We start from the raw sequence: 23712 nt of genomic DNA on the forward strand, positions 1-23712 counted from the left end.
GTATTTAATAAATGGAAATTAATCTCTTTAAATAACTTCTCTTGTAATATAAATAATACCTTGAAAGAATTTTTGCTACGAAACAGGAGTGGAAAATGGCGAGTTCAACCCATATCCAGAAGTTCGTTGACTCATGCGCCAAGGATTTAGCAGAAGTATTAGGCTTGGATGTGACATTACTGGATGAGCATGGAATAAGGATTAGTGAAATTGGTTACTATCAAGATCTGATCGGAAAGCCGATTCCAGAGGAGTTATCCCGCTATTTGCGGGCAGTAAGACCCCCACCTCAAGATTCAGGGAGAAGCGAGGGAGATTGATGGGGGATAAAAAACCCCACTGATGGAAGTTTCACTTTATCACAGATGCAAAAATAGTTCCTAGTTCTAGGAAGGCTTTAAGCTTGATGATAAAGGCTTTTTTAATATGAATGATAGCAAAATTGGGAATTTACAAAGAGTGCAGTGTGCAAATCAAGCGGTTTTACAGGGGAATTTAGTTGGCACGGTTTTTGCTTTATATAAATGATGAGTAAACAGAGAAAGGAGGGAGGAGATGAATCGTCAACTACTCTGCTTTGTTGGTGAGAGTCTCAGAAAAGAATGACAACAATTCAAGTGCTCCTCTCCATTGTGTCAGGAACTATTGTCGGATTCGTACTTGGTTTGCTCGGCGGAGGTGGATCAATTCTTGCTGTTCCTCTTTTGCTTTACGTTGTTGGTATAAATGATCCTCATGTGGTAATTGGCACGACAGCGTCAGCCGTTGCCATAAATGCCTATGTAAATCTTATTCCACATGCACGGGCCGGCCACGTGCAGTGGAAAGAGGCGATTGTTTTTGCCGTCTCTGGTGCTCTTGGTGCCTATGCGGGATCAACTATCGGAAAGCTGATACCTGGTAAACAGTTGTTGTTTCTTTTTGCCATTCTGATGATTGTTATGGCTGTAAAAATGGCTATGCCAAAGAAAACGAGGAGTCAAGCAGACGATCTTAAAAATCAAGTAAAAATGCCACAGCTGATCATCATGGCTATTCTGGTGGGACTGTTATCCGGTTTTTTCGGGATTGGCGGTGGATTTTTGATTGTTCCCGGTTTGATCTTTGCAGCGAAAATGCCGATGATTTCTGCAATTGGATCTTCCCTGGTGTCGGTCGGTACATTTGGACTTACAACAGCCGTAAGCTACAGCTTATCCGGGCTTGTAAACTGGTGGATTATGTTCGCGTTTGTTGGAGGTGGAGTTGGCGGCGGGCTGGTGGGTGCCTGGCTGGCGGTGCGCTTAAGTAAACAGCAGCGCATACTCCATTATGTATTTTCCGGTGTGGTTATGTTGGTCGCCATCTACATGCTGATTATTAATGCCGAAGTCTTAGATTTATGAGCTGTTTTACTAAAATTGAGATGAGGTGATTCGAATAGAAAATGTGAAGAATAAGACACATTACAAGATTTTGATTGTGGGCGGTGGGAGTGCCGGAATTACGGTTGCAGCCCGTTTTCTGCGTGAATCACGCCTCCTGAGTGGAAACATTGCTATCATTGATCCGGCGACGAAACATTATTATCAGCCGTTATGGACGCTTGTCGGAGCTGGCGAAGTTGATAAAACTGTCACGCAAAGGAGGAAGCGTCCGTTATTCCGAGCGGAGCGGTGTGGGTGCAGGATGCGGTTACCACATTTCAGCCAGATGAAAATGCTGTTATAACAGCATCTGGAAAGAAACTGCACTATGAGTATTTAGTTGTTGCGGCTGGGATTCAAATTGACTGGCATAAAATCAAAGGGTTAAAAGAAAGTATTGGAAAGAATGGGGTATGTAGTAATTATTCCTATGATTATGTTGATAGCACATGGGAAGCAATTCGCACCTTCAAAGGGGGAACTTCTATCTTTACCAATCCGAACACTCCGGTGAAATGTGGTGGAGCCCCTCAAAAAATCATGTATTTGGCGGAAGATTATTTCAGAAAATCAGGAGTGCGCCCACAATCTTCAGTTATTTTTGTTTCAGGCAACCCATCCATATTCAATGTGAAAAAATATGAACAAGCATTAAACAAAATAATTGAACGAAAAGAAATCGAGACATGGTTTATGCACCATCTCATTGAAATTGATGATGAAAAAAACGAGCGACATTCGAAAATTTGAACACAAAAGAGCTTGTAAATATGCAATATGACATGATTCATGTGGTACCACCGATGAGCGCCCCTGATTTTATCAAGAACAGCCCGCTTGCGGCAAGTAATGGTTGGTTGAATGTAGACCAATATACGCTGCAACATCAATGCTTTGACAATGTATTTGGCATTGGGGACTGCACCAACCTGCCTACGTCGAAAACGGGGCTGCGATTCGTAAACAAGCGCCCGTGCTTGTGCAAAATTTACTTCATCGGATGCGTGCCAAACCAATGGTTCATAAATATGACGGCTATACATCTTGTCCGCTTGTTACCGGATATGGACGGCTTATACTGGCTGAATTCAATTATGATTTACAGCCGCAAGAAACCTTCCCTATTAATCAGTCACGCGAGAGGTTCAGTATGTATGTGTTGAAGAGAAACTTCCTTCCCATTATGTATTGGAGGGGATGCTTAAAGGTATGATGTGATCATGTTTCTGATGGTCATAACAAAACAAAATCAAAGTAAGCTAGCACTTAAAAGGAGGATGACTTATGCTACTCAAATACTTTTATGATGAGAAACTAGCTCAAGCTTCATACCTTGTGGGGTGTCAGGATACCGGCGAAGCGATCATTGTTGATCCGTCGCGTAATATAGAACCTTACATAAAAACGGCAAGAGCTCATGGCGTGCGGATTGTGGGTGTAACGGAAACACACATCCACGCGGACTTTTTGTCTGGTTCGCAGGAGCTAGCTTCAAGGCTTGGAGCTACATTGTATTTGTCTGATGAAGGAGGAGCGAACTGGAGGTACGAGTATGCATCTGGGTATAAACACTGTTTTTTGAGAAATGGAGATGTGTTTGCCATTGGAAATATCAATTTTGAGGTGATGCATACACCAGGACACACTCCTGAACATATATCACTGCTCGTAACAGATGGCGGTGCATCTACCAAGGAACCGATTGGCATATTTACCGGAGATTTTGTGTTTGTCGGTGACGTGGGGCGTCCTGATTTATTAGAAAAAGCCGCAGGGGTACACGGTTCCTCAGAAAAAATGGCACGTATGATGTATCGGTCTTTACAGCAGCTTAAAAACCTTCCTGACTACCTGCAAGTATGGCCGGGACATGGAGCGGGCAGTGCCTGTGGAAAAGCGTTAGGAGCAATCCCATCGTCAACCATCGGCTATGAAAAACAGACAAATTGGGCATTGCAATATGATAATGAGGATCTTTTTATAGAAGCGCTGTTGGTTGGACAGCCGGAGGCGCCCCCTTATTTTTCAATGATGAAGCGCTTGAATAAAGAGGGGACGCAGCAAATCCAAAGAATAGAGGTACCGTTTCGTATGAAGGTTTCGATAGATATTGTACAAGAATGGACGAAACAGGGAATTGTCATTGATACGCGTCCAGCCAGTGAATTTGCCGCTAAGCATATACGGGGCGTGATTAATATCCCTTATAATAAATCATTTGTAACTTGGGCGGGATGGCTGTTGGATTATAATCAGCCTATATATCTTCTAGCAAGCAATGGTGATGTGGGAGATATTGTGAATGATCTCCAGTCTATTGGATTGGATCGCATTGTTGCAACGATGGAACCAAATGTCATTGAGCAGGCAGACGAGGCTGATTCTCATGTGATGAAGTATGAAGAAGTGACAATGGACAAGATAGCTGGCGTTCTTCATACAGAACGCATATATGTACTTGATGTCCGAAGCATGGGCGAGTGGGAGGAAGGCCATATTCCGCAAGCGAAGCATGTGATGCTCGGTCATCTGCAGGAACAGGCACATAACATTCCGCATGATAAACCAATTTTAGTTTATTGCAAAACTGGCGGAAGATCTGCTATCGCTGCAAGCCTTCTGCAAGTTCATGGTTTTAAAGAAGTACAAAGCCTTGTGGGCGGTTATGAGGAATGGATGAAACAGAAGAAGATGCTATCCACTAGAGATGCTTAAATGCAATCTTTGGATTTTATCATACATGCGAAAATATTTACCATGATTGCAAATTTGCTAACACTTGAAATGAAAGGGTTTTCAAAATTAGCATCGCAGTATTCGGAATTCAATCAAGAAATTCTATAAAAATAAGGCGATTTTATAAGGGAAATAAGTTGGCATGATAATTGCTTATATAAATTACGTAAAGAAGTAGGATGCATAAGCAAACATGAGAAGGAGAGATACTGGATGAAATATAACTTTGACCAAGAAATCTGTCGATTGGGCACTGACTGCGAGAAATGGGATAGTCTTGAAAATAAATTTGGTGTAAAGGATGTTATTCCAATGTGGGTGGCCGATATGGATTTCCAGTCTCCGCAGCCTGTTATCGAAGCGTTAAAACAGCGGGTGGAGCACGGTGTATATGGCTACGCACTTAGATCAGACTCGTATATGGAATCCATTGCTGGCTGGTTAGAAAGAAGACATCGATGGTCCGTTGAAAAAGAATGGATTACTCACAGCCCAGGCGTGATTCCGGCCTTATCGTTGGCGATTCAGTCTTTTACGAAACCAGGGGACAAAATTATTATCCAACCGCCTGTATACCATCATTTTGCCCGTGTAATCGAAGCGAACGGCCGTGAAATTGTAAACAACCCGCTTATGCTTGAAAATGGGCGTTATTCCATGGATTTTGAAGATTTAGAGGCAAAGATAGATTCAACGGTAAAAATGTTGATTCTATGTAGTCCTCATAACCCAATCGGAAGGGTATGGAGCAAAGAAGAATTGACGAGATTGGGACAGCTTTGTATGAAGCATAGCATTCTTGTTGTAGCAGATGAAATTCATTTTGATTTTGTTTATAAGCCACATACTCACATTCCTTTTGCGTCTATTGCAGAAGAGTTTGCGAATCACTCCCTTACCTGCATTGCGCCAAGTAAAACTTTTAACCTGATGGGTGTGCAGACGGCAAGTATTATTATTCCAAATCAGCAGCTGCGCGATAGGTACGATCAAGAACTTCATACATTATCCATGGGTTCGCCAAACATATTTGGCGTTGTTGCGTTAGAGGCTGCTTACCGCTACGGAGAAGAATGGCTGGATCAACTCCTTGAATATTTGCAGGGGAATTTGGAGTACACTCTGAGTTACTTCAGCAACAATATTCCGCAAATCAACGTCATCCAGCCAGAAGGCACATACCTTGTATGGCTGGATTGCCGGGAATTGTGTTTTTCAGTTAAAGAATTGGATGAATTTATGTTACGTAGAGCACGAGTTGCAATGAATGAAGGATACATCTTCGGTATGGAAGGTGAAGGATTTATGAGGCTCAATATTGCTTGCCCGCGTTCGATGTTAAAAAATGCGCTGGGTGAAATAGAAAAAGCTGTCGCTTCTTTGTGCAAGGCTTAGTAAGTTATTTCATGATAAAATGGTTTTATTATTCCATATAACGCTATAGCAAAGGAGGATAATATGGCAGGCTTTATTGGCATACAGCAATTTATTCAAGACTACGCTGAGAACACGGCAGAAATCCTTGGTTTGGATATAACTGTGCTTGATGAAAAGGGCGTTCGCATTAGCGGGACTGGCTATTATAAAGAGCTCATTGGCAGAGCGGCTCCGGAAGGCTCCTTTTTCAGAATGATATTAGAAACAGGAGAGCCTGGAGTGATCTATGATGTAAAAAAAGATGAGTCGCAATGCATGAGTTGTAAATTCGTGAATCAATGCAAAGAACTCGCTACCATCGGTTTTCCTATTGTAAAGCAAGAAAAAACAGTTGGCGTCATCGGCATGATTGGTTTTTCCCATGAACAAAAGGAAAAAATGCTTATAGAAGCAGAGAAGCTGATACAGTTTTTAAGCAATGTCAGTATATTGTTAGTCAATAAATTAGCAATGCTGGACCTTAATAAAGAAACGGGTTGTAAAATTCAAGAGGATATCCCGACCCCTCCGAAAGCCATTTCTTTTGAAAACATTCTTGGTAAAGATTCTGGGCTTCAAGATGTGATTAAAAAAGCAAGACGGATTATAAACAGTCCATCTACTGTCCTGATTAGGGGAGATAGTGGTACGGGGAAGGAATTATTAGCCAAAGCGATACATTTTGAAAGCAAGCGCCGAATGCATTCATTTGTAGCTGTCAATTGCGCCGCCATACCTGAAAGTTTGTTGGAAAGTGAGTTGTTTGGTTATGAGGGGGGATCATTTACCGGCTCAAGACGGAATGGAAAAATAGGGAAATTCGAATTAGCGCACAATGGAACCATTTTTCTTGATGAAATTGGGGATATGCCCCTTTTCATGCAACCAAAATTATTGCGGGTTTTACAGGAAAGAGAGATTGAAAGAATCGGTGGAAAAAAGCAATCGGGATTAATGTACGGGTGATTGCGGCCACTCACCGAAACCTGGAAGAAATGGTGCAGAACGGAACTTTTCGCGAGGATTTATACTATCGTCTCAATGTCATCCCCCTCCATACTAAACCCTTGCGAGAGCGGCGTGATGATATCACCTTGTATCTCGAACATTTCATTCATAAACATTGCAAGATCATGCAAAGGTATCCACTGAGACTTGATCCCATGCTGGAGCAATGGCTTATACACTATGACTGGCCGGGGAATATACGGCAGCTAGAAAACGCTGTAGAATATATGGTCAATATGGCCGAATCAGATATTATCGGCTTCCATGATTTACCTGACTATGTATTTCAAAAGGATCATCTCTCAGTCGAGAGTAGGGGATTGAGTTTAGAACAAATGATTTCAGAATATGAAAAAGACGTAATCCAGAGCTACTTCCTAGCTGAAAAATATCGAAATGATAAAGAACAAATTGCTCGGGAACTACAGATTAGCCTGTCTACTCTTTATCGCAAGTTGGAAAAATATAAATTATGTTAACTTCATTAAAAAGATAACTATTTTTCTTGATTAAAAGTTAATTGAAATTCAAGAGGGAGAGTGCTTATATCATTTTCTCGCCTGTATTTTTAGAGAGGGGTGAGGACAAAAGAAGGAGAGACATCTTTTTAAATAACTGAAATTTCCAAAAATTAAACAAGAGAGATAAACAGCCAGATACGCCAGCATACAAATTGTATTTGAACTATGAGTAAATAGGGGGTCATGCTATGGGGAAATTAGAAGCAGAGTTAAGTAACGTTCTAGAAAAGCGAAATTCAGACGGATCATTACAACGGAAGCTGAAGTCTAGACATTTAACGATGATGGCTATTGGCGGCGCTATTGGAACGGGATTGTTTGTATCCAGCGGATCAACGATTAGCACTGCAGGGCCGGGAGGAGCGCTTGTTGCATTCATTCTGGTCGGAATCATGGTTTATTTTGTCATGAATAGTTTGGGAGAGCTATCGGCTTTCTTACCGGTCCCAGGGGCCTTTGACATCTATGCCTCAAAGTATGTTGATCCTGCGTTAGGCTTTGCGTTAGGTTGGAACTATTGGTATACAACCGCGATTACGGTTCCTGCGGATTTGGTGGCCTCTACCCTTATTATGAAGTATTGGTTTCCAAACGTATCTTCTCTTTTGTGGAGCGCGCTATTTCTGGGGTTGTTGCTAATCTTAAATGTTTTATCAGTCAAGGCATTTGGGGAAAGTGAATACTGGTTTGCCAGTATTAAGGTCATCTCGATCATCGTGTTTCTCGTTATTGGGGTTGCCATGATTTTTGGGATTATGGGAGGACATGCGGTCGGGTTCAGTAACTTTACACAAGGAGATGCTCCTTTCCATGGCGGGGTTATATCTATCTTTAGTGTAGTGCTTATTGCCGGTTTTGCATTTCAGGGAACCGAAGTGATTGCGACGGCCGCTGGTGAAACTGATAATCCATCGAAAAACGTACCAAAAGCGATTCGTTCAATCTTTTGGCGAATCCTCATCTTCTATGTGTTGACGATTTTTGTTATCGGCTTGATTATCCCTTATACAGATCCGAACTTACTTAAATCGGGCGTTCAAAATGTTTCTATTAGCCCATTTACACTCGTTCTTCAAAGAGCTGGGTTGGCATTTGCTGCTTCCATCATGAATGCCGTGCTCCTTACGTCTGTTTTATCAGCAGCGAATTCAGCAATGTATGCGTCTTCACGTATGCTATGGGCGTTGGCAAAAGAAGGAAAGGCACCACGCATCTTTGCGCAGCTTAACCGGAAGGGAATTCCCATGTGGGCTTTATGCACGACGGCGATTTTAGGACTTGTCTCCTTTTTGGCTTCCCTTTTTGGAAATGGTTCGGTTTTTATTTGGCTGGTAAATGCTTCTGCTCTTACCGGATTTATCAAATGGTTCGGTATTGCTGTCAGTCATTACCGTTTTCGTAAGGCATATGTGGCACAAGGAAGAGATTTAAATGAATTGCCGTTCAAAGCCAAATGGTACCCGTTAGGCCCGGTTATCACGCTGTTATTTTTTGTAGTTTTTATTTTGGGACAGAATCTTTTTTCCGGACATCAAATTAGCTGGGCAGAAATTCTGGCGACGTATATTGGTCTTCCTATTTTCTTACTTCTCTGGCTTGGTTATAAAATCATTAAGAAAACAAAAGTGGTTCCTCTTATGGAATGTGATTTTGAACGTAAAGAATCTTAGGGAAAGCTGTGTGTAATGTACAGCGCTTATTTTCAGAGGAACATGAAACAAAATTCCGTTTAAATGAGATTATATTAAAAAAAGAGGTGGTTTACATGGTAAAAGAATCAATCGTAACCAAAGAAGCTCCCAAGGCTATCGGTCCTTATTCACAAGGTATTAAAGCAGGAAATGCAGTGTATACTTCAGGACAGCTACCGATTCATCCTGAAACCGGAGAAATGCCTGATACGATCGAGGAGCAAACAAGGATGTCATTGGAGAATCTCAAGCAAGTTATAGAAGCGGCGGGAGCAAACTTACAGCAGGTAATAAAAACAACGGTTTTTTTAAGTGATATGAATCATTTTGCCGTGATGAATCAAGTATATGGAGAATTTTTTTCGAGAATTATCCGGCTAGAAGCGCGATTGAAGTTGCTCGTTTACCTAAAGATGCTTTAATTGAAATCGAAGCGGTTGCTATGATTTAATTATGATAATTGAAAAGAGAACGTCAGATTGATATTCTCTTTTCTTTAATTTATATATGGCTAGTCTTAAACAGAGAATACAGGAGGAGATTTAATATGAATTTAGCACAATTTCCTAGACGGAGATATACACCAACATATACACCCATTGAGAAATTACATCATTTTTCTGAAGTGCTTGGGGGTCCTTCCATTTATATGAAACGAGATGATTCACTTGGACTGACAGCTGGTGGAAATAAAACAAGAAAACTAGAGTTTCTTGTTGCCGATGCATTGGAAAAAGGTGCGGATACGTTAATTACATGTGGAGGCATTCAATCAAATCATTGCCGTTTAACACTGGCTGCTGCTGTTAAAGAGAAAATGAAGTGCATACTTGTATTGGAAGAGGGGCTTTTAACAAATTCTGAGCCGAATTTTAATGGTAACTATTTCCTGTACCATTTACTGGGTGCTGAAAAAGTCAAGGTTGTGCCTAATGGGACGGACTTGATGAAAGAAATGGAGAAAGTAGCTAAAGAGGTAACGGAAGAGGGATATAAACCTTATATAATTCCGGTTGGGGGGTCGAATGTCATTGGTGCAACGGGATATGTTGCTTGCGCTCAGGAGATTTTGGCACAGTCCTTTGATCAAGGAGTTAATATGAATGCTGTCGTTTGTGTAAGCGGTAGCGAGGGAATGCATGCAGGTTTGGTAACTGGCTTTTATGGAAATCAAAGTAAAATACCGGTAATCGGAATAAATGTAAGCAGAGGAAAAGAGGAACAAGAAGAGAAAGTTTTTCAGCTTGTTAAAGAAACTTCAGCACACATTGGCATACCAAATTCAATCCCTCGTGAGGCTGTTACGTGTTTTGATGAGTATGTAGGACCAGGTTATGCTTTGCCTACGCCTGAAATGGTGGAAGCTGTCAAGCTCATGGCAAGAACAGAAGGGATTTTGATCGATCCGGTATATACAGGTAAAGCAGCAGCGGGACTCATTGATTTAATACAAATAGGCATCTTTAAGCCGGACGATAACATCCTATTTGTGCACTCTGGCGGCGCCTCATCGTTATACGCCAATACTTCGCTCTTTGCCCATTAAGCTAAGCTTAATTAAGAATAAATTCAACTAGATTTTTTTTCGCTTTCTAAATAATTAATATAAACTATTTAAAAATTTGCATACAAATAAATCCTATCGGGTTTCGATCTTTTTATTTAAGCCACATTATTACGAAATACGGAATAGTTATATATGACCCCCAAGATATCAAAGACGGTTTTATTCTCGTAACGATGAGACTTTCGTCCATTTTTATGCAAGAGATTGAACAAACAAAGGAAGATCTTTGATAGTTCTTGGGGATTTTGTTTTAGAGATTGATATATAAGTAGGTAGTAATTTTTGATGGTATAGACCGTTTTATATTCAATTAGCTTTCGTTTCTTCTTGATGAGGAGTAGTTGACGCATTTTGTACATAGTAGAGGAACAAAGAAGAATACTAATATGATTTCTTTATTTATTCCGTTTTGAATGTATACTTTTCTAGTTGTCTTTGAGAAAAATGAGTAAGTTGCGATAAATTCAATAAAATTAAGGGAATGAGTGTAAACTTCTATGTAAAAGTTTACATTCAAAATAACTAAAAGAATCCTAAATAAATAAGATTCTTTTAGTTATTTTAAAATTTTATTTATCTTGTTTCACTAGTTTATTTGATGATGATTTGTTTAGGAATCTTCACAGTTATCTTTCTTGGTTATCATAATATGTTTTATCTGCGTATTTTTTATCATTTCCTTTTAGATAGGCTAGGATTATTTTTGGATTTTTAAGTAAAGCCCAGTCTCCATATTTATCAAATCTTCTGCATGAAGTTATCATTCCATTTTTAATTGTACCGAATTTCTTATTATTTTGCTTTCCCCATTTTTTTAACCGTTTAGCGAAATCTGCATCTTCTGCCATAAGCATGTTTTCATTAAATCCGTTGATTGCCATAAAGTCTTTTCTATAGCACCAAAAAATCCCTACAGATATAGCTCCATACTTAAAAAGCAAGGGGATTATTATTAATATTGCGGAAACGAATATTCCTAAAGATATTCTTTCAAACTTTCCAGTTACTCCGCCGCCAATGTATTTACCTGAAGCTAAATATTTGTCTGTATTAGACAACATAGACTCTGTCATTTGAGTATCAGCGTCTATAGTAATGATTATTTCTCCGCTAGCTATTTCGGCCCCTGCATTTCGGATTTTGGATAAGTTTTTATCGTTATTTTTTAATGTAATACAGTTATACGACTTTGCTATTTCCTCTGTTTTATCTGTGCAACGATTTAAAACAACTATGACTTCAGTTTGATCTTTATATGCCTCTGATGCTTTTGCAATTGAATCCAAACATTTTCTAATGTACTTTTCTTCATTGTGTGCAGGGATTATAATAGAAAACTTCACATCTTTTTTAAAATCGACTCCTGAAGATTCGTTTGTTTCAGTCATAATACTCACCCCTTTTCATAAAGTTAATCTTTACTATATATAACATATATTAACATTTATAGAGTTGTATTATCGAAAATGAAAGTAAACTATTAATAAAAAGTTTACATTGTCTTTTAATCTCTAATAAAAACCTTGTGTTGTTAATTCATTCATATTTCTTTTCCACATATTTTATTAAATCAAACCTATATAATTTCACGTACCATAAAAAATATGTAAATTAAATTTCAGAAATAGGTATACTAACATATCATAAATCTTTCTACAACTAAAATGAAAACCTTCAGCTAAACTGAGCGGTTAAAGAGAGGGAAGAGTGCATGCCACCGTAGTCTAATAAAATATAGTTTTAGTAGACAGCAAGCTGTATAGGATCATTAAGAGTTTGTCCGAGGTAACTTAAGATGTACCTATACAAATGTGATAATTTCAAAATGAAGATTTAGTTGCAATCAGTGGGAAATTTGTCATTCTTTTATTAATGGTTGGCTGTACCAAGAGGAATTTTACTGCCTAAACAATGATTAAGAGGAGTAACATTTTGGGTACATATTTTTTATAATTTCACATACCATATTTTTTTATAAAAAATAGGAAAAAAAGAAATAGACGTCGAATATATCGTAAGTGTTAGATAAAAGCCAGAGAGAGCCAAAAAATAAAAACGAAATATGAGGGATATATATGAAAATGGGGCCAATGGAGTCAGCTAAACAAGTTCTAGCATCTCAATTTCCAACATGTGATGCAGCTCTTTTAGGAGGAAGCATTGCAAGGGGAGAGGGAACGAAAACTTCGGATCTAGATATTATTATTTTTGATGGCAAGCTTCCGTCTGCATATCGTGAATCTTTCATAGCTCACGGGTGGCCTATTGAGGTGTTTGTGCACAACTTTACATCTTATAAAGATTTTTTTGCGAGTGATTGTAAACGTGGTCTTCCTTCTTTGCCACAGCTTGTTGTGGAAGGGATTGTGTTAAAAGATACAAAGAGCATCATACCAGCTATAAAAAAAGAGGCGCAGTACCTATTGGAAAAGGGGCCCAAACCTTGGACAAAAGAAATGATACAGCAGAAACGTTATTTTATTACAGATGTGTTAGACGACCTTATTGGTGCAGCAAAACGAGAAGATGAATTGTTTATCGTAAGTCATCTTGCCACTCTCCTTCATGAGTTTATTTTACGAATGAATAATTGTTGGATGGGACAATCGAAGTGGTTTATGAAGACATTGAAGAAATATGATGAACAGTTTGCCGAAGAGTTTGTAGCAGTGTTTGAACAATTTTATAAAACAGGCGAGAAAGAGCAAGTGATTGTATTTGTGAATGGTATTTTAGACATGTATGGAGGAAGGCTCTTTGATGGTTTTTGTATTGGGAAGGTTGAAAAGTGAGGAGCAATTACACAATGAATTTACCGAATATTCAATTAAGGGAATTAACATTAGATGATATAGAAGACCGCTATCAATGGTCATTAGATAAAGAGGTAACGAGATATTTAGTAGTTCCAGATCAATATCCATCATTCACATGTGAAGATACAAGAAGATGGATTGAAATGTGTATCAATCGAACAAATGGGTATGAACAAAGAGCGATTTGTTCTGAGGAAGGTGTGCATATTGGCTGGGTAGACTTAAAAAATTTTGATAAAGCAAATAAAAATGCAGAACTAGGAATTGCGATTGGAGATAAGCGATATTGGGGACAAGGATATGGGATAGTAGCATTATATCAAATGCTGCAAGTTGGCTTTGAACAATTCAAATTAGAAAAAATTTGGCTGCGAGTAGATGCAGACAATACGAAAGCAATGAAAAGTTATGAAAGAGCTGGATTTGTATGTGAAGGATTAATGAGAAAAGATCGACTGAGACGAGGAGAATTTATTGATCGTTATCGTTTTAGTATGCTGAAAGAGGAGTTTATGGAAATGCTACGGAGTGATAACAGTATATACTATCAAAAATAATAAAGTATCTATTGAAGTAATAAATACATGGCCAGATACATTACATTTTAAAAAATATTCGTATTCTATTACATTGAAACATACACCAGAATTTCTAGACTCTATTCCGAAACATTTACATTTACCTTTATCTTTGTAGAATAAGGAGGAACTTGAAATGAAGGGAACTACTTTAAATGTAGAGAAAAATAATGGTTATTTTATTTCAACAAATAAAGATTTGTTGCAGATTGATATAATTCATAGTTTTCTCAGTAATGATTCCTATTGGGCAAAAGGAATGCATAAAGAATTAGTTGTAGAAGCGATTAGAAACTCGCCGCTTTGTTATGGTGTATATGATAGCGAAACGAATCAACAAGTAGGTTTTGCAAGAGTCATCACAGATTTTGTTCGCTTTTCTTGGTTAGCAGATGTCTTTATTTTACCTGCATATAGAGGAAAAGGATTAAGCAAGTGGTTAATAGAGGTAATTGTAAAACATCCAAAGCTGAAAGGCACCCGCTTTATGTTAGTTACACAAGATGCTCATACGTTATACGAGCAGTATGGATTTGAGAAAATTACAGAACCAGAGAAATTCATGATAAGAAAGTTAAACATGGGAGTTGTTATAGAAAGCTATGGATTAGAGTTATAATACAAAATACATATAATAATATTATGTAAACTTTAAATTTTTAATGACATAAAAGGAAAATATCTAATTTTGCATAAAAGAAAGGAAGTAGCATAATGATTAGAATCTTAACTGAAACTGATGCGGAAAAGTATTGGAATTTACGTTTAGAAGCATTGCAGAAAAACTCAGAGGCATACGTTACTACATATGAAGAAGCCGTTCAAAAGAAAGAACCAATCAAGCAAGCGGCACAAAATTTACGAGCAGAAGATAACTATACGTTCGGGGCCTTTGATGAAGAGAATAACTTAGTGGGGATTGTAACACTATTAACAGAATCAAGAGCAGCACTCCGCCATAAAGGACACATCGTAGGGATGTATGTAAGTTCTCAAAGCAGAGGAAGAGGGTATGCACGTAATCTAATACACGAAATCGTGAAAAAGGCAAAGACTCTAAATATAGAACAAATTGGTTTATCGGTTGTTTCTGACAATATTGGGGCTAAAAAATTATATCATTCAATTGGATTTGAAACGTATGGTGTAGAAAAAAGGCATTGAAAATTGGTGAAATATATCGGGATGAAGAATATATGGTGTTATTTTTATAAGAAATATACATAAAAAAGTGAAGTAGATTCAATTGGCTCAGCTAATGTTTTTATAATATTAAAAAATTGGAAGAATGATAGATATCCAAGTAAACTCTATCTCTATCACATATTTTAAAATAGAGGTAGAGGAGGTGACTAGAATAGTTCGAATTATTGATTACCAAGCAACAGAGCCGCTTCGTAAGATAGATGAAACAAAAGCTTTTAATATTCCACAATCTCCAAAAAAGTTAAATTAGCAGAACTACGTGTTCATATTCCGCGAAAACATGTGCGCGAAAATCATGTGGAACTGATTTTCACTGTTGGTATAAAAGGGATTACTGGTATCGCTCAAGTTGTGTTTAGAATTTTTCGTGATGATCAAGAAATCTTTGTGGCTCAACAAGGGATAGAATCTAATGACTCAGAACAATTTTATATCGTAACATTTCAAGCTATAGACAAGAATCTAAAACCTGGTTCTCATATGTATCGTGTAATTGTTGAGAATATTACTAATAATACAACAGCAGCTGTTGTCGGACCACTGTCTTTTAGTGCTTTAGCTATAGCAAACGACCATGATCGTGATAAATAATATATAATGAATATAAATTGGGATATTGTGTAGGGAGGGGGCTTCTCCTTCCTTTTGGTAATGAAAGAAGGATTATAAGAAAATTATTATTATCAACCTCATTTCCGTCAACTATGTCTTGGGTGGGAATGAGGCTTGTTGTAGTTGGGATGATTTTAAATAGTTATGTGGCAGTTATGGAGAAAAAAGAGGAAAAAATAACAGCATGAGAGGATGATCTTATATGATCATCTTTTTTATATTGCATAAAAGAGAGTATGAATGATTGTTATCATATATAGTCTCTTTGTATTTTGAGTTGTTCTTTTAGTTTTTATTAAATATTAAAAAAAGTGTGATAATATAGAAATGGAATATAAAAAAATTATATTTTCTATATACTATGGAGGTTTTTTATGAATATAGACGACATAATTGCAAAAACAAAAATACCAAATACAATTCATACAATTGCAAATGGTTTGCGAAAGTTAGGTGTTACAGAAGGAATGACAGTTATTGTACACTCATCTCTTAGCTCAATTGGCTGGGTAAGCGGAGGGGCTTTGGCTGTAGTAGAAGCTTTAATGGAGGTTGTTACAGAAGAAGGAACAATTATTATGCCAACGCAAACGAGTGATTTATCTGATCCGAAAAATTGGCAAAGACCACCTGTTCCAGAAAGTTGGTGGGAAATTATTCGTGACAATGTACCCCCGTTTCATCCAGAGACAACACCAACGCGAAGTATGGGGAAAGTAGTGGAATGTTTTCGTACTTATCCAAATACAAAGAGAAGTAATCATCCTTTACATAGTTTTGCAGCGTGGGGAAAGAATGCCGAACAAATTACCGAAAATCACAAGCTTTCTCCTAGTTTTGGAGAACAGTCACCTTTGCAAAAAATGTATGATTTAGATGGATATATATTGCTAATTGGGGTGGATCATGATTCAAATACATCGTTTCATTTATCTGAAGTTCATGCGCAATATCGAGATAAAGTACAAATTGGGGCACCGATTATTGAAAATGGAGTTCGTATATGGAAAGAGTATGAGGAATTCGAATATGATTCTGATGACTTTGAGCCGCTAGGAAAGGCATTTGATGAAACAGGAGCGGTTACATATGGAACGATTGGAAATGCATCATGTAAATTAATGAGACAACGAAAAGTCGTCGATTTTGGAACAGGGTGGTTTTTAGAGCAAAAGAAAAAGAAGAAAATATATAAGTAAAGGATGGAGAACATGAAGGGAAAAAAGGTACTAATTACAAGTGGCGGCTGTTTAGAAAAGTGGGATGAGGTACGAGGACATACGAATTTATCGACAGGAAGAATGGGAAGAGTTCTTGCAGAAGAAGCTTTGAAAGCAGGGGCTTCGGTTATATATTTACACGGCTATTTTGCAGAAAAACCTGAAGCGAATGATAAACTTTCATCCTATTCTTTTGAAGGGATTGTTGATTTACAAGATAAAATGAAACAAATAATTACAAGTGAAAAAATAGATATTGTGATTATGGCAGCGGCTGGCTCAGACTGGATTGTTGATAAAATTGTCGATCGAGACGGAAATGTAATGAATGAAATAGGTAAGTTATCAAGCGATATGCCGCCAGTTATTCATTTTAAGAAAGCTCCAAAGGTATTAGCACAAATTAAACAATGGGATCCAAATGTTGTATTAGCTGGATTTAAATTAGAAAGCGGTGTAAATCAACAAGAATTAGTAAATAGAGCACAAGCTCGAATGAAAGGTTCACAAGCAGATTTCATGGTTGCGAATGCTTCGGATGCGCTATATACCTATGAAACGAATCACTACATTATTTCCAAAGATGGTGAAGTGCAAGTGTGTAACGATAAAACAGATACAGCAAGAAGTCTTATTCATAAAATTGCACTGATGCATTCTGAAAAAGAAGAAGCGCTCATTCATTATTGATGGATAAGTAGGAACATATGTATATGTTATGAAAAAATGCTATAGCGTATATTGAGCAAAATGAGAGGACGAGAGGATGGAAAATTTATTAAAAAAGCAATCCAACTGCGCAATGAGAAGAAGTTTGTTCAGTCCAGAGAGATATTGTTGAGTTTAATAAACTTTACGCAAAATCCGGAAGTTTTGTATCAATGTGCATGGACGCATGATGCGATGGGAATGGAAACGGAAGCAGCTCCATATTACGAGAGAGCTATTGAACTAGGACTAGAAGGAGAAAGTTTGCGAGGTGCATATATCGGTTTAGGAAGTACATATCGGTGTATTGGGGAATATGATCAAGCGATTGCTACATTAGAGTCGGGAATAGAACGTTATCCAGATGATGATGCCATGAAAGTGTTTTTATCGATGGCAAAGTATAATATACAATCTCACGAAGAGGCGATGAAACTCCTGCTAGATGTGGTGGTGAAAACAGAAAATGTAAAAACATATGCAAAAGCAATTACATTTTATAAAGAGCGGTTAAATGAAACCTTTAAATAAAATGGTAGAATTACAAGTAAATAACTACCGGCCGAAAGGTGCAACATTCAGTCGGTAGTTAAGAACACTGAATAAACAGCGTCCTTTAAGAGTGCTGTTTATTTCGGAATGATTACAAATGCATTTGGAAGATATCGCATTCCCACGGAAGTTTCAGTTGCGGGTTTAAGCTGTAATTCCCCTTTATAAATCATCGTTGAAGAACCTCCACCGTCTAAGGCAAATGCATCTATACATCCATATTTTTTGAACAGGGATACCATATCTCTCATAGAAGCACCACGATGATTCTTGTTCCAATAAAATCTTCCGTCTGTTACAATCATTATTACATTCCCTTGTGAATCTTGTCCGATTCCTGTTCGAGGTGCCCAGCCATATGCTTCTTCAACTTGATCCGTCACCATATCTTTTCCGTCCACAACTAGTTGCGGTCCGAATGTGACAGCTTGTGTTACGTTCATATGTTTTAACTCATTAATGGAGTATGTTCCTGTAATGAATTGTCCTTTGTTTGTGAATCCACAAACAACATTACGTGCATCTCGACTAAATCCAGGCTCCGAACGAATAACGCCATCAGAAATTGCAATCCCTATGACTTCTCCGCCGCGCCCAACACCTCCTGGATCTTTAAATCCACCTGCGTTGATACCTCCAATAGCTCCATTTTGTTCAATGAGCTCAGATAATGGTTGTCCCTGGTTATGATATTTGGAACTTACTAAATGAATGGTAGTCGGATCGTTAACCTTCATTATTTTTGCTGTGAAATGTGGATCTTCGAGCGTTTCAACAGTTACAGATAAAGGGTGTTTTTTACGCGACAACGAAAAATTGGGAAGTTTTGATTTTTGGGTGGACGGTGCATAAAGAGCAGTGTTCAATTGCTGAATTTCATTTTTTGACAAAAGCAATCTTGCAAATTGGGGGTGTTGTGATGACAGAATAGATCCTCCGATCATTTCCCGAAGTTTATGGCCAGCGCTTGTACTGTACAACCAAATCACTCCTCCTGCTAGGACAATGAGGAGTACGAGACTTATTCGTTTTATTCCCTTTTTTATCCGTCTTTGCATATGAATACCTTCTTTTTTCATAGTATGTCACATTTGTTATTTTTCAACACAATTAAAAACCGATAAGTATAAAGCTTACCGGTTTTCGTCGTAAAAATTAGAAAAATATGATAAAATGAAAGGGTAACTCATGGTCAGGGTGGTTGTTCCATTATCACTTCTCTAATGAAGGGAGGTGATAATTTGAGCGAACTTTCGTTACTTTTGCAAGGTGGTCTCTTTCTCATTGCATTGTTGACGTTTGTTGTGTTATTAATTGACAAGCTCAAAAAATAACAACCCACTCTACGCCAATAGAAGGTGGGTTGTTCAATTCATAAGAAACAAATAGGATAATGAATAATCCACTCTGCTGAGTTATATGAGACTAGTGTGTTGCCGCACACTAGTCTTTTTCTATTCATATGCTAATTTGATTTATTTATGTGATTGTATCGCTCTTTTCATTGTTATTATAGCATAATCCTGTTTATGTAAGAAAGGAGACCGTATGTTCTTATTTTTGTAATCATATCGCTTGTTTTTTAAGATTGAATTCCGCTTGTTGTTTTAAATAATCCATTCATATATTCTTTTAAACTCTTTTTGTAAAACTCTTGATTGATTGTATCATTTACACCAACAATTGGCGATGGAAGATCATATGTTTTTTCAGAAAGGTGAACAACGACATCGAATACATCAAAGAAGCGAATAAAACAGAATAATCCATCTTTGTCGCTTAATAAAATAAAATAATGATTTTCGCAATCGGTATTTAATGTGTTCCACAATGAACTTTTGCTTAAATCTCGTACAATATTTCTATCTTTTAATTCGATAAAATCTACATTAAATAAAATATTAGAAATGGCAACTGCATCTGAATCATGAAAATAGCCATCTATTGTATGTACAGCAAATAAATAAGCCATTTTCAATAAACTCATTTTATATTTGCGATTATCAAGCAGTAATTCGCGTTGAATGGAACCGGAAACTTTTTTTACTCGTTCTTCTTTCCATATTTCATCATGAAGTGAGATATCATGTCTTTGACATAGTTTCATAATAAGGGAATTTGAAAATTGAAATTCGTCGGTATCAGTTTCATCATTTGTATATTCTTCATCATATATATCTAGAAGAGGGGAATCAATTTGATGTTTAAGTTGATCAATTTTATACTGTATTAATTTATGGCTAATTAATGGACGATCTACATTTGTTACTATTCTTTCATGACATGTTTCACACACTGTATCGATATAGTAATATCCACATAACATTTCTGGAATAACATATTGTTCTATACATTGTTTTTCTTTTTCTCTACATATACTACATACCGTCATACCTATCACCTTTTAGTTATAAATTTTTATATGTCTTTATTTTAGTGTATTTATTTATGTTTTGGAATAAAGAACGAAGAAATAGCATGTAAAATTTTGTTTTGATTTGTTACAATGAGAGGAGAAATTTTAAAGGAGGCTTTTTTTTGAAATCGAAAGCTCATTTTTGGACATTAGAAGTGCTGATGGTTGTAACGATTATTTTTATCTGTACAAAAATTTCGTTTTTATTTCAGCCAATCGGCATTTTTATCTCCACATTGTTTTTCCCTATTTTAATTGCTTTATTTCTTTATTTTATGTTTAATCCAGTTCTTGTTTTTTTAGAGAACAAAAAGGTGCCGCGTAATTTAGCAATTTTGCTACTGTATGTGTTCATTATTGCATTAATAGCTGTGGGGATTGGTGTTGTGGTTCCAACTCTTTCTCAGCAGCTTATGGATTTAGTAACAAATATGCCGATTTATATTAAGGAGGCGACAGAATACATAACAGATTTATCACATCATAGGTTATTTCAATGGATTACAACACAAGATTATGTTTCACTAGATGTGATAGAAAAGAATGCTCTTCATTATTTGAAAGAGATACCAAATACGCTTACATCGAGTGCGACGGTATTATTTGGTATTATTACAAACGTTGCATTAATTATTTTCACAGTTCCATTTATTTTGTTTTATATGTTTAAAGATGGACATAAATTTCCTGGAGCAGCAGTTCGTTTTTTGCCAGAAGCGTATCATGAAGAAGGACGTCATGTTTTAAAAGAAATGAATGAAACCCTTGCTGCATACATTCAAGGTCAATCGATGGTTTGTTTATTTGTTGGGGCTTTCACATTTGTCGGTTATTTAATTATCGGGATGCCATATGCTTTTGTTTTAGGAGTTGTGGCAGCAGTTACGAATATCATTCCAAACTTAGGTCCGTTTATTGGGGCGGCACCTGCGGTTATTGTTGGACTATTTGTATCACCGATGCAAGCGTTATGGGTTATTGTTATCGTAACGATTGTTCAGCAATTTGAAAGTAATATTCTATCACCGCGAATCATGAGCGAAAAATTAAACATTCATCCGTTAACGGTTATCGTGTTGATTCTTGGTGTCGGAAATTTTGCAGGAATTATCGGGATGATTTTAGCTGTACCATCATATGCTGTGACGAAAACAGTCGTTTTAAATATGGTAAGGCTTTTTCAATTGAAAAAAATAAGAAGTAGAAAAAAGACCAGTTACGTATTGTAGCTGGTCTTTTCATGTTTTAGTACCAATAGTATGATTTTATTCCAGTAGTAGATTTTGCAAACTATTTTGCTGTATGTTACAAACTTGACAAAGATAATTTTCAATAGTGCCGTATTTTTCTATAATTTCATTGTAAATCTCATCTAAATATTCACACCGTACCTCTAACATTGGTTTTAAACGTTCGGGGGAGATTTGAAAAGACTCATCCATCTAATAAATTTTTTGACTTTTTTCATAGCTTTCATGACTATATCTCTACCCATAATGAAATTCTTTTAAATACTTATCTTCGTTTATTTAACATTCTCACACAAGATTATGATTTGTTATGCAGAGTCTATCTCCACAATCCAAACCATAATTCGCTGCTTTGACAAAATCATTACAAACATCTCCTTTCATCGTTATTTGTTATTAAAAAATTAAAGGTGGTTATAAAACGAAATTTGACGATCTTTTACTTCGTCCATGATCTTTTGAACACATTGTTCATGTTCAAGTTCTTCTTTAGATAGACGGGTTTTTTGAATCGTAATCGTTAAAAAGAATATATGAAATGTCATATACTGTTTACTCCTCTCAAGTGTATAAATTTGTAAGAAGGCGAAAATCGCACAAAAAAGCCACAGGAAGACAAAGTGCTCCTGCGGCAAGGCGTGAAAAAGCCACAGGAAAGCATTCGACCTCCTGTGGCAGAATTATTTAAATCATAATAAAGGCGATTTTCAATTCTCCATATGGGTGGTCGAATATTTATTTAATTGTGAGACAGATGCGACATAAACACTTATTTTCATCATTTCATTCGACCTCCTTTGGAAATTTTTTCTTACTTAAGTAAGTATATACAATTAGGTAACTTTTGTAAACCTTAAAATGTAAAAATAGGGTAAAAGTTTTGAATTTTAATGAAATTGCACAATTTCTAAGGGAGATGTTGTGGTGTATAACGAACTATTAGTGTGAGGAGGGATGGAACAACTACTTTTAACATTTTAATAATAGTAACCTTTTCTTGCCTAAGACAAAAGTGAATAATTGGAAAAATATAAATTGTAAGTAAAAAATATGTATAAAAGAATACACTTGTAGAAGGAGGGATGGGGATGAAAGGTTGGAAAGATGACGTTTTTAAAATACTTGGAGTATGGTCGCTACTTGGTGCTTATATCATTTTAACGATGACTATACGCTACTCATGGTCTACGCTGTATCAAAGTTTAGCTGTAATAGGTGTACCTGTCATTGGAATAGTGTGGTATTTTGCGATAAGAAATTTAATGTTTGCAAACACGTTGTTTATAAGAGGAATGCGTGTAACCTTATATCTCGCTTATGCGTGGTCATGTTGGATGCTTCGAAATATTTACGGTGTAGAAAACGAAGAAGTATGGCTCTCTGTTAGTTGGTTACTTCCAGCATTATATCTTTATGTAACCGACAAGAAAGCAGAATGGTATGTGCTTGGAGGTGGAGCATTACTTTTCTTTTTATCAACGATAGACGAAATAACGTGGTTTGCTGTTTCAGATAAATGGCAATCTATTATAATAACTATCGCTTCGCTAATATGGTACCGAATTGAATTGAAAATGCCGGGGCGTTATTTATTTTACACAACTAGTTTATTAGGATTATGGATGGTGTACCTTGAAAATTTATACGAAGGAGGAGAGCCTAACTATTGGGTCAAAATAGTGTGCGCAATCCTCATGACGGTCATGTACTTTATTATATTTAAAAAGATAAAAGAAGGAAATGTATATAAAATAACAGCTGGTGCAATCTTAACGGCGTGGTCATTATATGCATTGATAGACATAACCAATTTATTTACAAATTTAACTATGAATATCTCTTATATATTAATGGGACTTGTCGGTTTGTTTGTCGTAATTTCACAACAATTTTTTACTTGGCAAGAAAAAAGAATCAAACACAAACAAATCCTCGAAAAATCGGAGAATATGTGCTGTATGTTTTAGTAAGCTCAATAGGAAGTGTTCTTTTCCTTGCAAGTCTCTATT

General features: G+C 36.9%; 21 protein-coding genes and 7 pseudogenes. 22 read left to right on the forward strand and 6 right to left on the reverse strand.

Annotation, left to right across the window (positions count from 1 at the left end; genetic code table 11):
• Positions 1-95 precede the first annotated feature (95 nt).
• From ACEWFJ_RS12575 to cuyA, 10 genes and pseudogenes are all read left to right on the forward strand, one after another.
• Positions 96-320: a hypothetical protein gene (locus tag ACEWFJ_RS12575; RefSeq protein ID WP_473688769.1), complete on the forward strand. Its 225-nt coding sequence runs from the start codon at positions 96-98 to the stop codon at positions 318-320.
• A gap of 282 nt (positions 321-602) precedes the next feature.
• Positions 603-1385, forward strand: coding sequence for a sulfite exporter TauE/SafE family protein (locus ACEWFJ_RS12580; RefSeq protein ID WP_473688771.1), 783 nt, complete (start codon positions 603-605; stop codon positions 1383-1385).
• A 43-nt stretch (positions 1386-1428) separates the two neighbouring features.
• Positions 1429-2624, forward strand: a pseudogene (locus tag ACEWFJ_RS12585) (NAD(P)/FAD-dependent oxidoreductase).
• Positions 2625-2690: 66 nt separating this feature from the next.
• On the forward strand, positions 2691-4121 hold the full coding sequence (locus tag ACEWFJ_RS12590) for an MBL fold metallo-hydrolase (protein WP_473688773.1): 1431 nt from the start codon (positions 2691-2693) through the stop codon (positions 4119-4121).
• A gap of 234 nt (positions 4122-4355) precedes the next feature.
• Positions 4356-5537, forward strand: a complete 1182-nt coding sequence (locus ACEWFJ_RS12595; protein ID WP_473688774.1) for a MalY/PatB family protein — start codon at positions 4356-4358, stop codon at positions 5535-5537.
• A gap of 492 nt (positions 5538-6029) precedes the next feature.
• Positions 6030-6805 (forward strand): annotated as a pseudogene (locus ACEWFJ_RS12600) (sigma-54 interaction domain-containing protein); the annotation flags it as partial.
• Between the two features lie 96 nt (positions 6806-6901).
• A complete protein-coding gene (locus tag ACEWFJ_RS12605; protein WP_473692477.1) occupies positions 6902-7045 on the forward strand; it encodes a helix-turn-helix domain-containing protein in 144 nt (47 codons plus the stop codon).
• A gap of 230 nt (positions 7046-7275) precedes the next feature.
• Positions 7276-8757 carry an amino acid permease gene (locus ACEWFJ_RS12610; RefSeq protein ID WP_473688775.1) on the forward strand — a complete coding sequence of 494 codons (1482 nt, stop codon included), beginning with the start codon at positions 7276-7278 and terminating at the stop codon, positions 8755-8757.
• Positions 8758-8852: 95 nt separating this feature from the next.
• Positions 8853-9229: pseudogene (locus ACEWFJ_RS12615) on the forward strand (RidA family protein).
• 96 nt (positions 9230-9325) lie between these two features.
• Positions 9326-10324, forward strand: a complete 999-nt coding sequence (gene cuyA, locus ACEWFJ_RS12620) for a D-cysteate sulfo-lyase (RefSeq protein WP_473688776.1) — start codon at positions 9326-9328, stop codon at positions 10322-10324.
• Positions 10325-10440: 116 nt separating this feature from the next.
• Here cuyA and ACEWFJ_RS12625 read toward each other — a convergent pair.
• Both ACEWFJ_RS12625 and ACEWFJ_RS12630 read right to left on the reverse strand, forming a co-directional pair.
• Positions 10441-10731 (reverse strand): annotated as a pseudogene (locus ACEWFJ_RS12625) (IS4 family transposase); the annotation flags it as partial.
• A 240-nt stretch (positions 10732-10971) separates the two neighbouring features.
• Positions 10972-11733 (reverse strand): glycosyltransferase family 2 protein, encoded by a 762-nt coding sequence (locus ACEWFJ_RS12630; protein ID WP_429719878.1) that lies wholly within the window; start codon positions 11731-11733, stop codon positions 10972-10974.
• Between the two features lie 693 nt (positions 11734-12426).
• Between ACEWFJ_RS12630 and ACEWFJ_RS12635 the strand changes: the two genes are divergently transcribed.
• The 9 genes and pseudogenes from ACEWFJ_RS12635 (at position 12427) to ACEWFJ_RS12675 (ending at position 18016) form a co-directional block, all read left to right on the forward strand.
• Positions 12427-13137, forward strand: coding sequence for a nucleotidyltransferase domain-containing protein (locus ACEWFJ_RS12635; protein ID WP_473692479.1), 711 nt, complete (start codon positions 12427-12429; stop codon positions 13135-13137).
• A 14-nt stretch (positions 13138-13151) separates the two neighbouring features.
• A complete protein-coding gene (locus ACEWFJ_RS12640; protein WP_473688777.1) occupies positions 13152-13718 on the forward strand; it encodes a GNAT family N-acetyltransferase in 567 nt (188 codons plus the stop codon).
• A 157-nt stretch (positions 13719-13875) separates the two neighbouring features.
• Positions 13876-14358, forward strand: a complete 483-nt coding sequence (locus tag ACEWFJ_RS12645) for a GNAT family N-acetyltransferase (protein ID WP_098308637.1) — start codon at positions 13876-13878, stop codon at positions 14356-14358.
• Between the two features lie 95 nt (positions 14359-14453).
• Positions 14454-14953, forward strand: a pseudogene (locus ACEWFJ_RS12650) (GNAT family N-acetyltransferase).
• Between the two features lie 143 nt (positions 14954-15096).
• Positions 15097-15536, forward strand: a pseudogene (locus tag ACEWFJ_RS12655) (exosporium protein C).
• Positions 15537-15625: 89 nt separating this feature from the next.
• Positions 15626-15745 (forward strand): annotated as a pseudogene (locus ACEWFJ_RS12660) (multidrug resistance efflux transporter family protein); the annotation flags it as partial.
• A gap of 186 nt (positions 15746-15931) precedes the next feature.
• Entirely contained in the window at positions 15932-16756 is an 825-nt protein-coding gene (locus ACEWFJ_RS12665) for an AAC(3) family N-acetyltransferase (protein WP_473688778.1), read from the forward strand.
• Between the two features lie 12 nt (positions 16757-16768).
• Positions 16769-17467 carry a phosphopantothenoylcysteine decarboxylase domain-containing protein gene (locus tag ACEWFJ_RS12670; protein ID WP_473688779.1) on the forward strand — a complete coding sequence of 233 codons (699 nt, stop codon included), beginning with the start codon at positions 16769-16771 and terminating at the stop codon, positions 17465-17467.
• Positions 17468-17527: 60 nt separating this feature from the next.
• Positions 17528-18016: a tetratricopeptide repeat protein gene (locus ACEWFJ_RS12675; protein WP_473688780.1), complete on the forward strand. Its 489-nt coding sequence runs from the start codon at positions 17528-17530 to the stop codon at positions 18014-18016.
• A gap of 98 nt (positions 18017-18114) precedes the next feature.
• Here ACEWFJ_RS12675 and ACEWFJ_RS12680 read toward each other — a convergent pair whose 3' ends face one another.
• Positions 18115-19095 (reverse strand): phosphodiester glycosidase family protein, encoded by a 981-nt coding sequence (locus ACEWFJ_RS12680; RefSeq protein WP_473688781.1) that lies wholly within the window; start codon positions 19093-19095, stop codon positions 18115-18117.
• A 183-nt stretch (positions 19096-19278) separates the two neighbouring features.
• Here ACEWFJ_RS12680 and ACEWFJ_RS12685 point away from each other — a divergent pair, with 183 nt between their 5' ends.
• Positions 19279-19371 (forward strand): putative holin-like toxin, encoded by a 93-nt coding sequence (locus ACEWFJ_RS12685; RefSeq protein ID WP_098308626.1) that lies wholly within the window; start codon positions 19279-19281, stop codon positions 19369-19371.
• 248 nt (positions 19372-19619) lie between these two features.
• Here ACEWFJ_RS12685 and ACEWFJ_RS12690 read toward each other — a convergent pair whose 3' ends face one another.
• Entirely contained in the window at positions 19620-20429 is an 810-nt protein-coding gene (locus ACEWFJ_RS12690) for an HNH endonuclease (protein ID WP_473688782.1), read from the reverse strand.
• Between the two features lie 146 nt (positions 20430-20575).
• Between ACEWFJ_RS12690 and ACEWFJ_RS12695 the strand changes: the two genes are divergently transcribed.
• Positions 20576-21682, forward strand: coding sequence for an AI-2E family transporter (locus ACEWFJ_RS12695; protein ID WP_473688783.1), 1107 nt, complete (start codon positions 20576-20578; stop codon positions 21680-21682).
• A 36-nt stretch (positions 21683-21718) separates the two neighbouring features.
• Here the strand turns inward: ACEWFJ_RS12695 and ACEWFJ_RS12700 are convergent, their stop codons facing one another.
• On the reverse strand, positions 21719-21895 hold the full coding sequence (locus ACEWFJ_RS12700; protein ID WP_473688784.1) for a tyrosine-protein phosphatase: 177 nt from the start codon (positions 21893-21895) through the stop codon (positions 21719-21721).
• 212 nt (positions 21896-22107) lie between these two features.
• Complete coding sequence (locus tag ACEWFJ_RS12705) at positions 22108-22248, reverse strand: YrzI family small protein (RefSeq protein ID WP_429710644.1); 141 nt, start codon at positions 22246-22248, stop codon at positions 22108-22110.
• Between the two features lie 543 nt (positions 22249-22791).
• On the opposite strand from ACEWFJ_RS12705, the gene ACEWFJ_RS12710 reads away from it, so the two are divergent.
• Entirely contained in the window at positions 22792-23670 is an 879-nt protein-coding gene (locus ACEWFJ_RS12710; protein WP_473688785.1) for a hypothetical protein, read from the forward strand.
• Positions 23671-23712 lie beyond the last annotated feature (42 nt).

It is taken from the genome of Bacillus sp. EA-CB0995 (assembly GCF_055814245.1).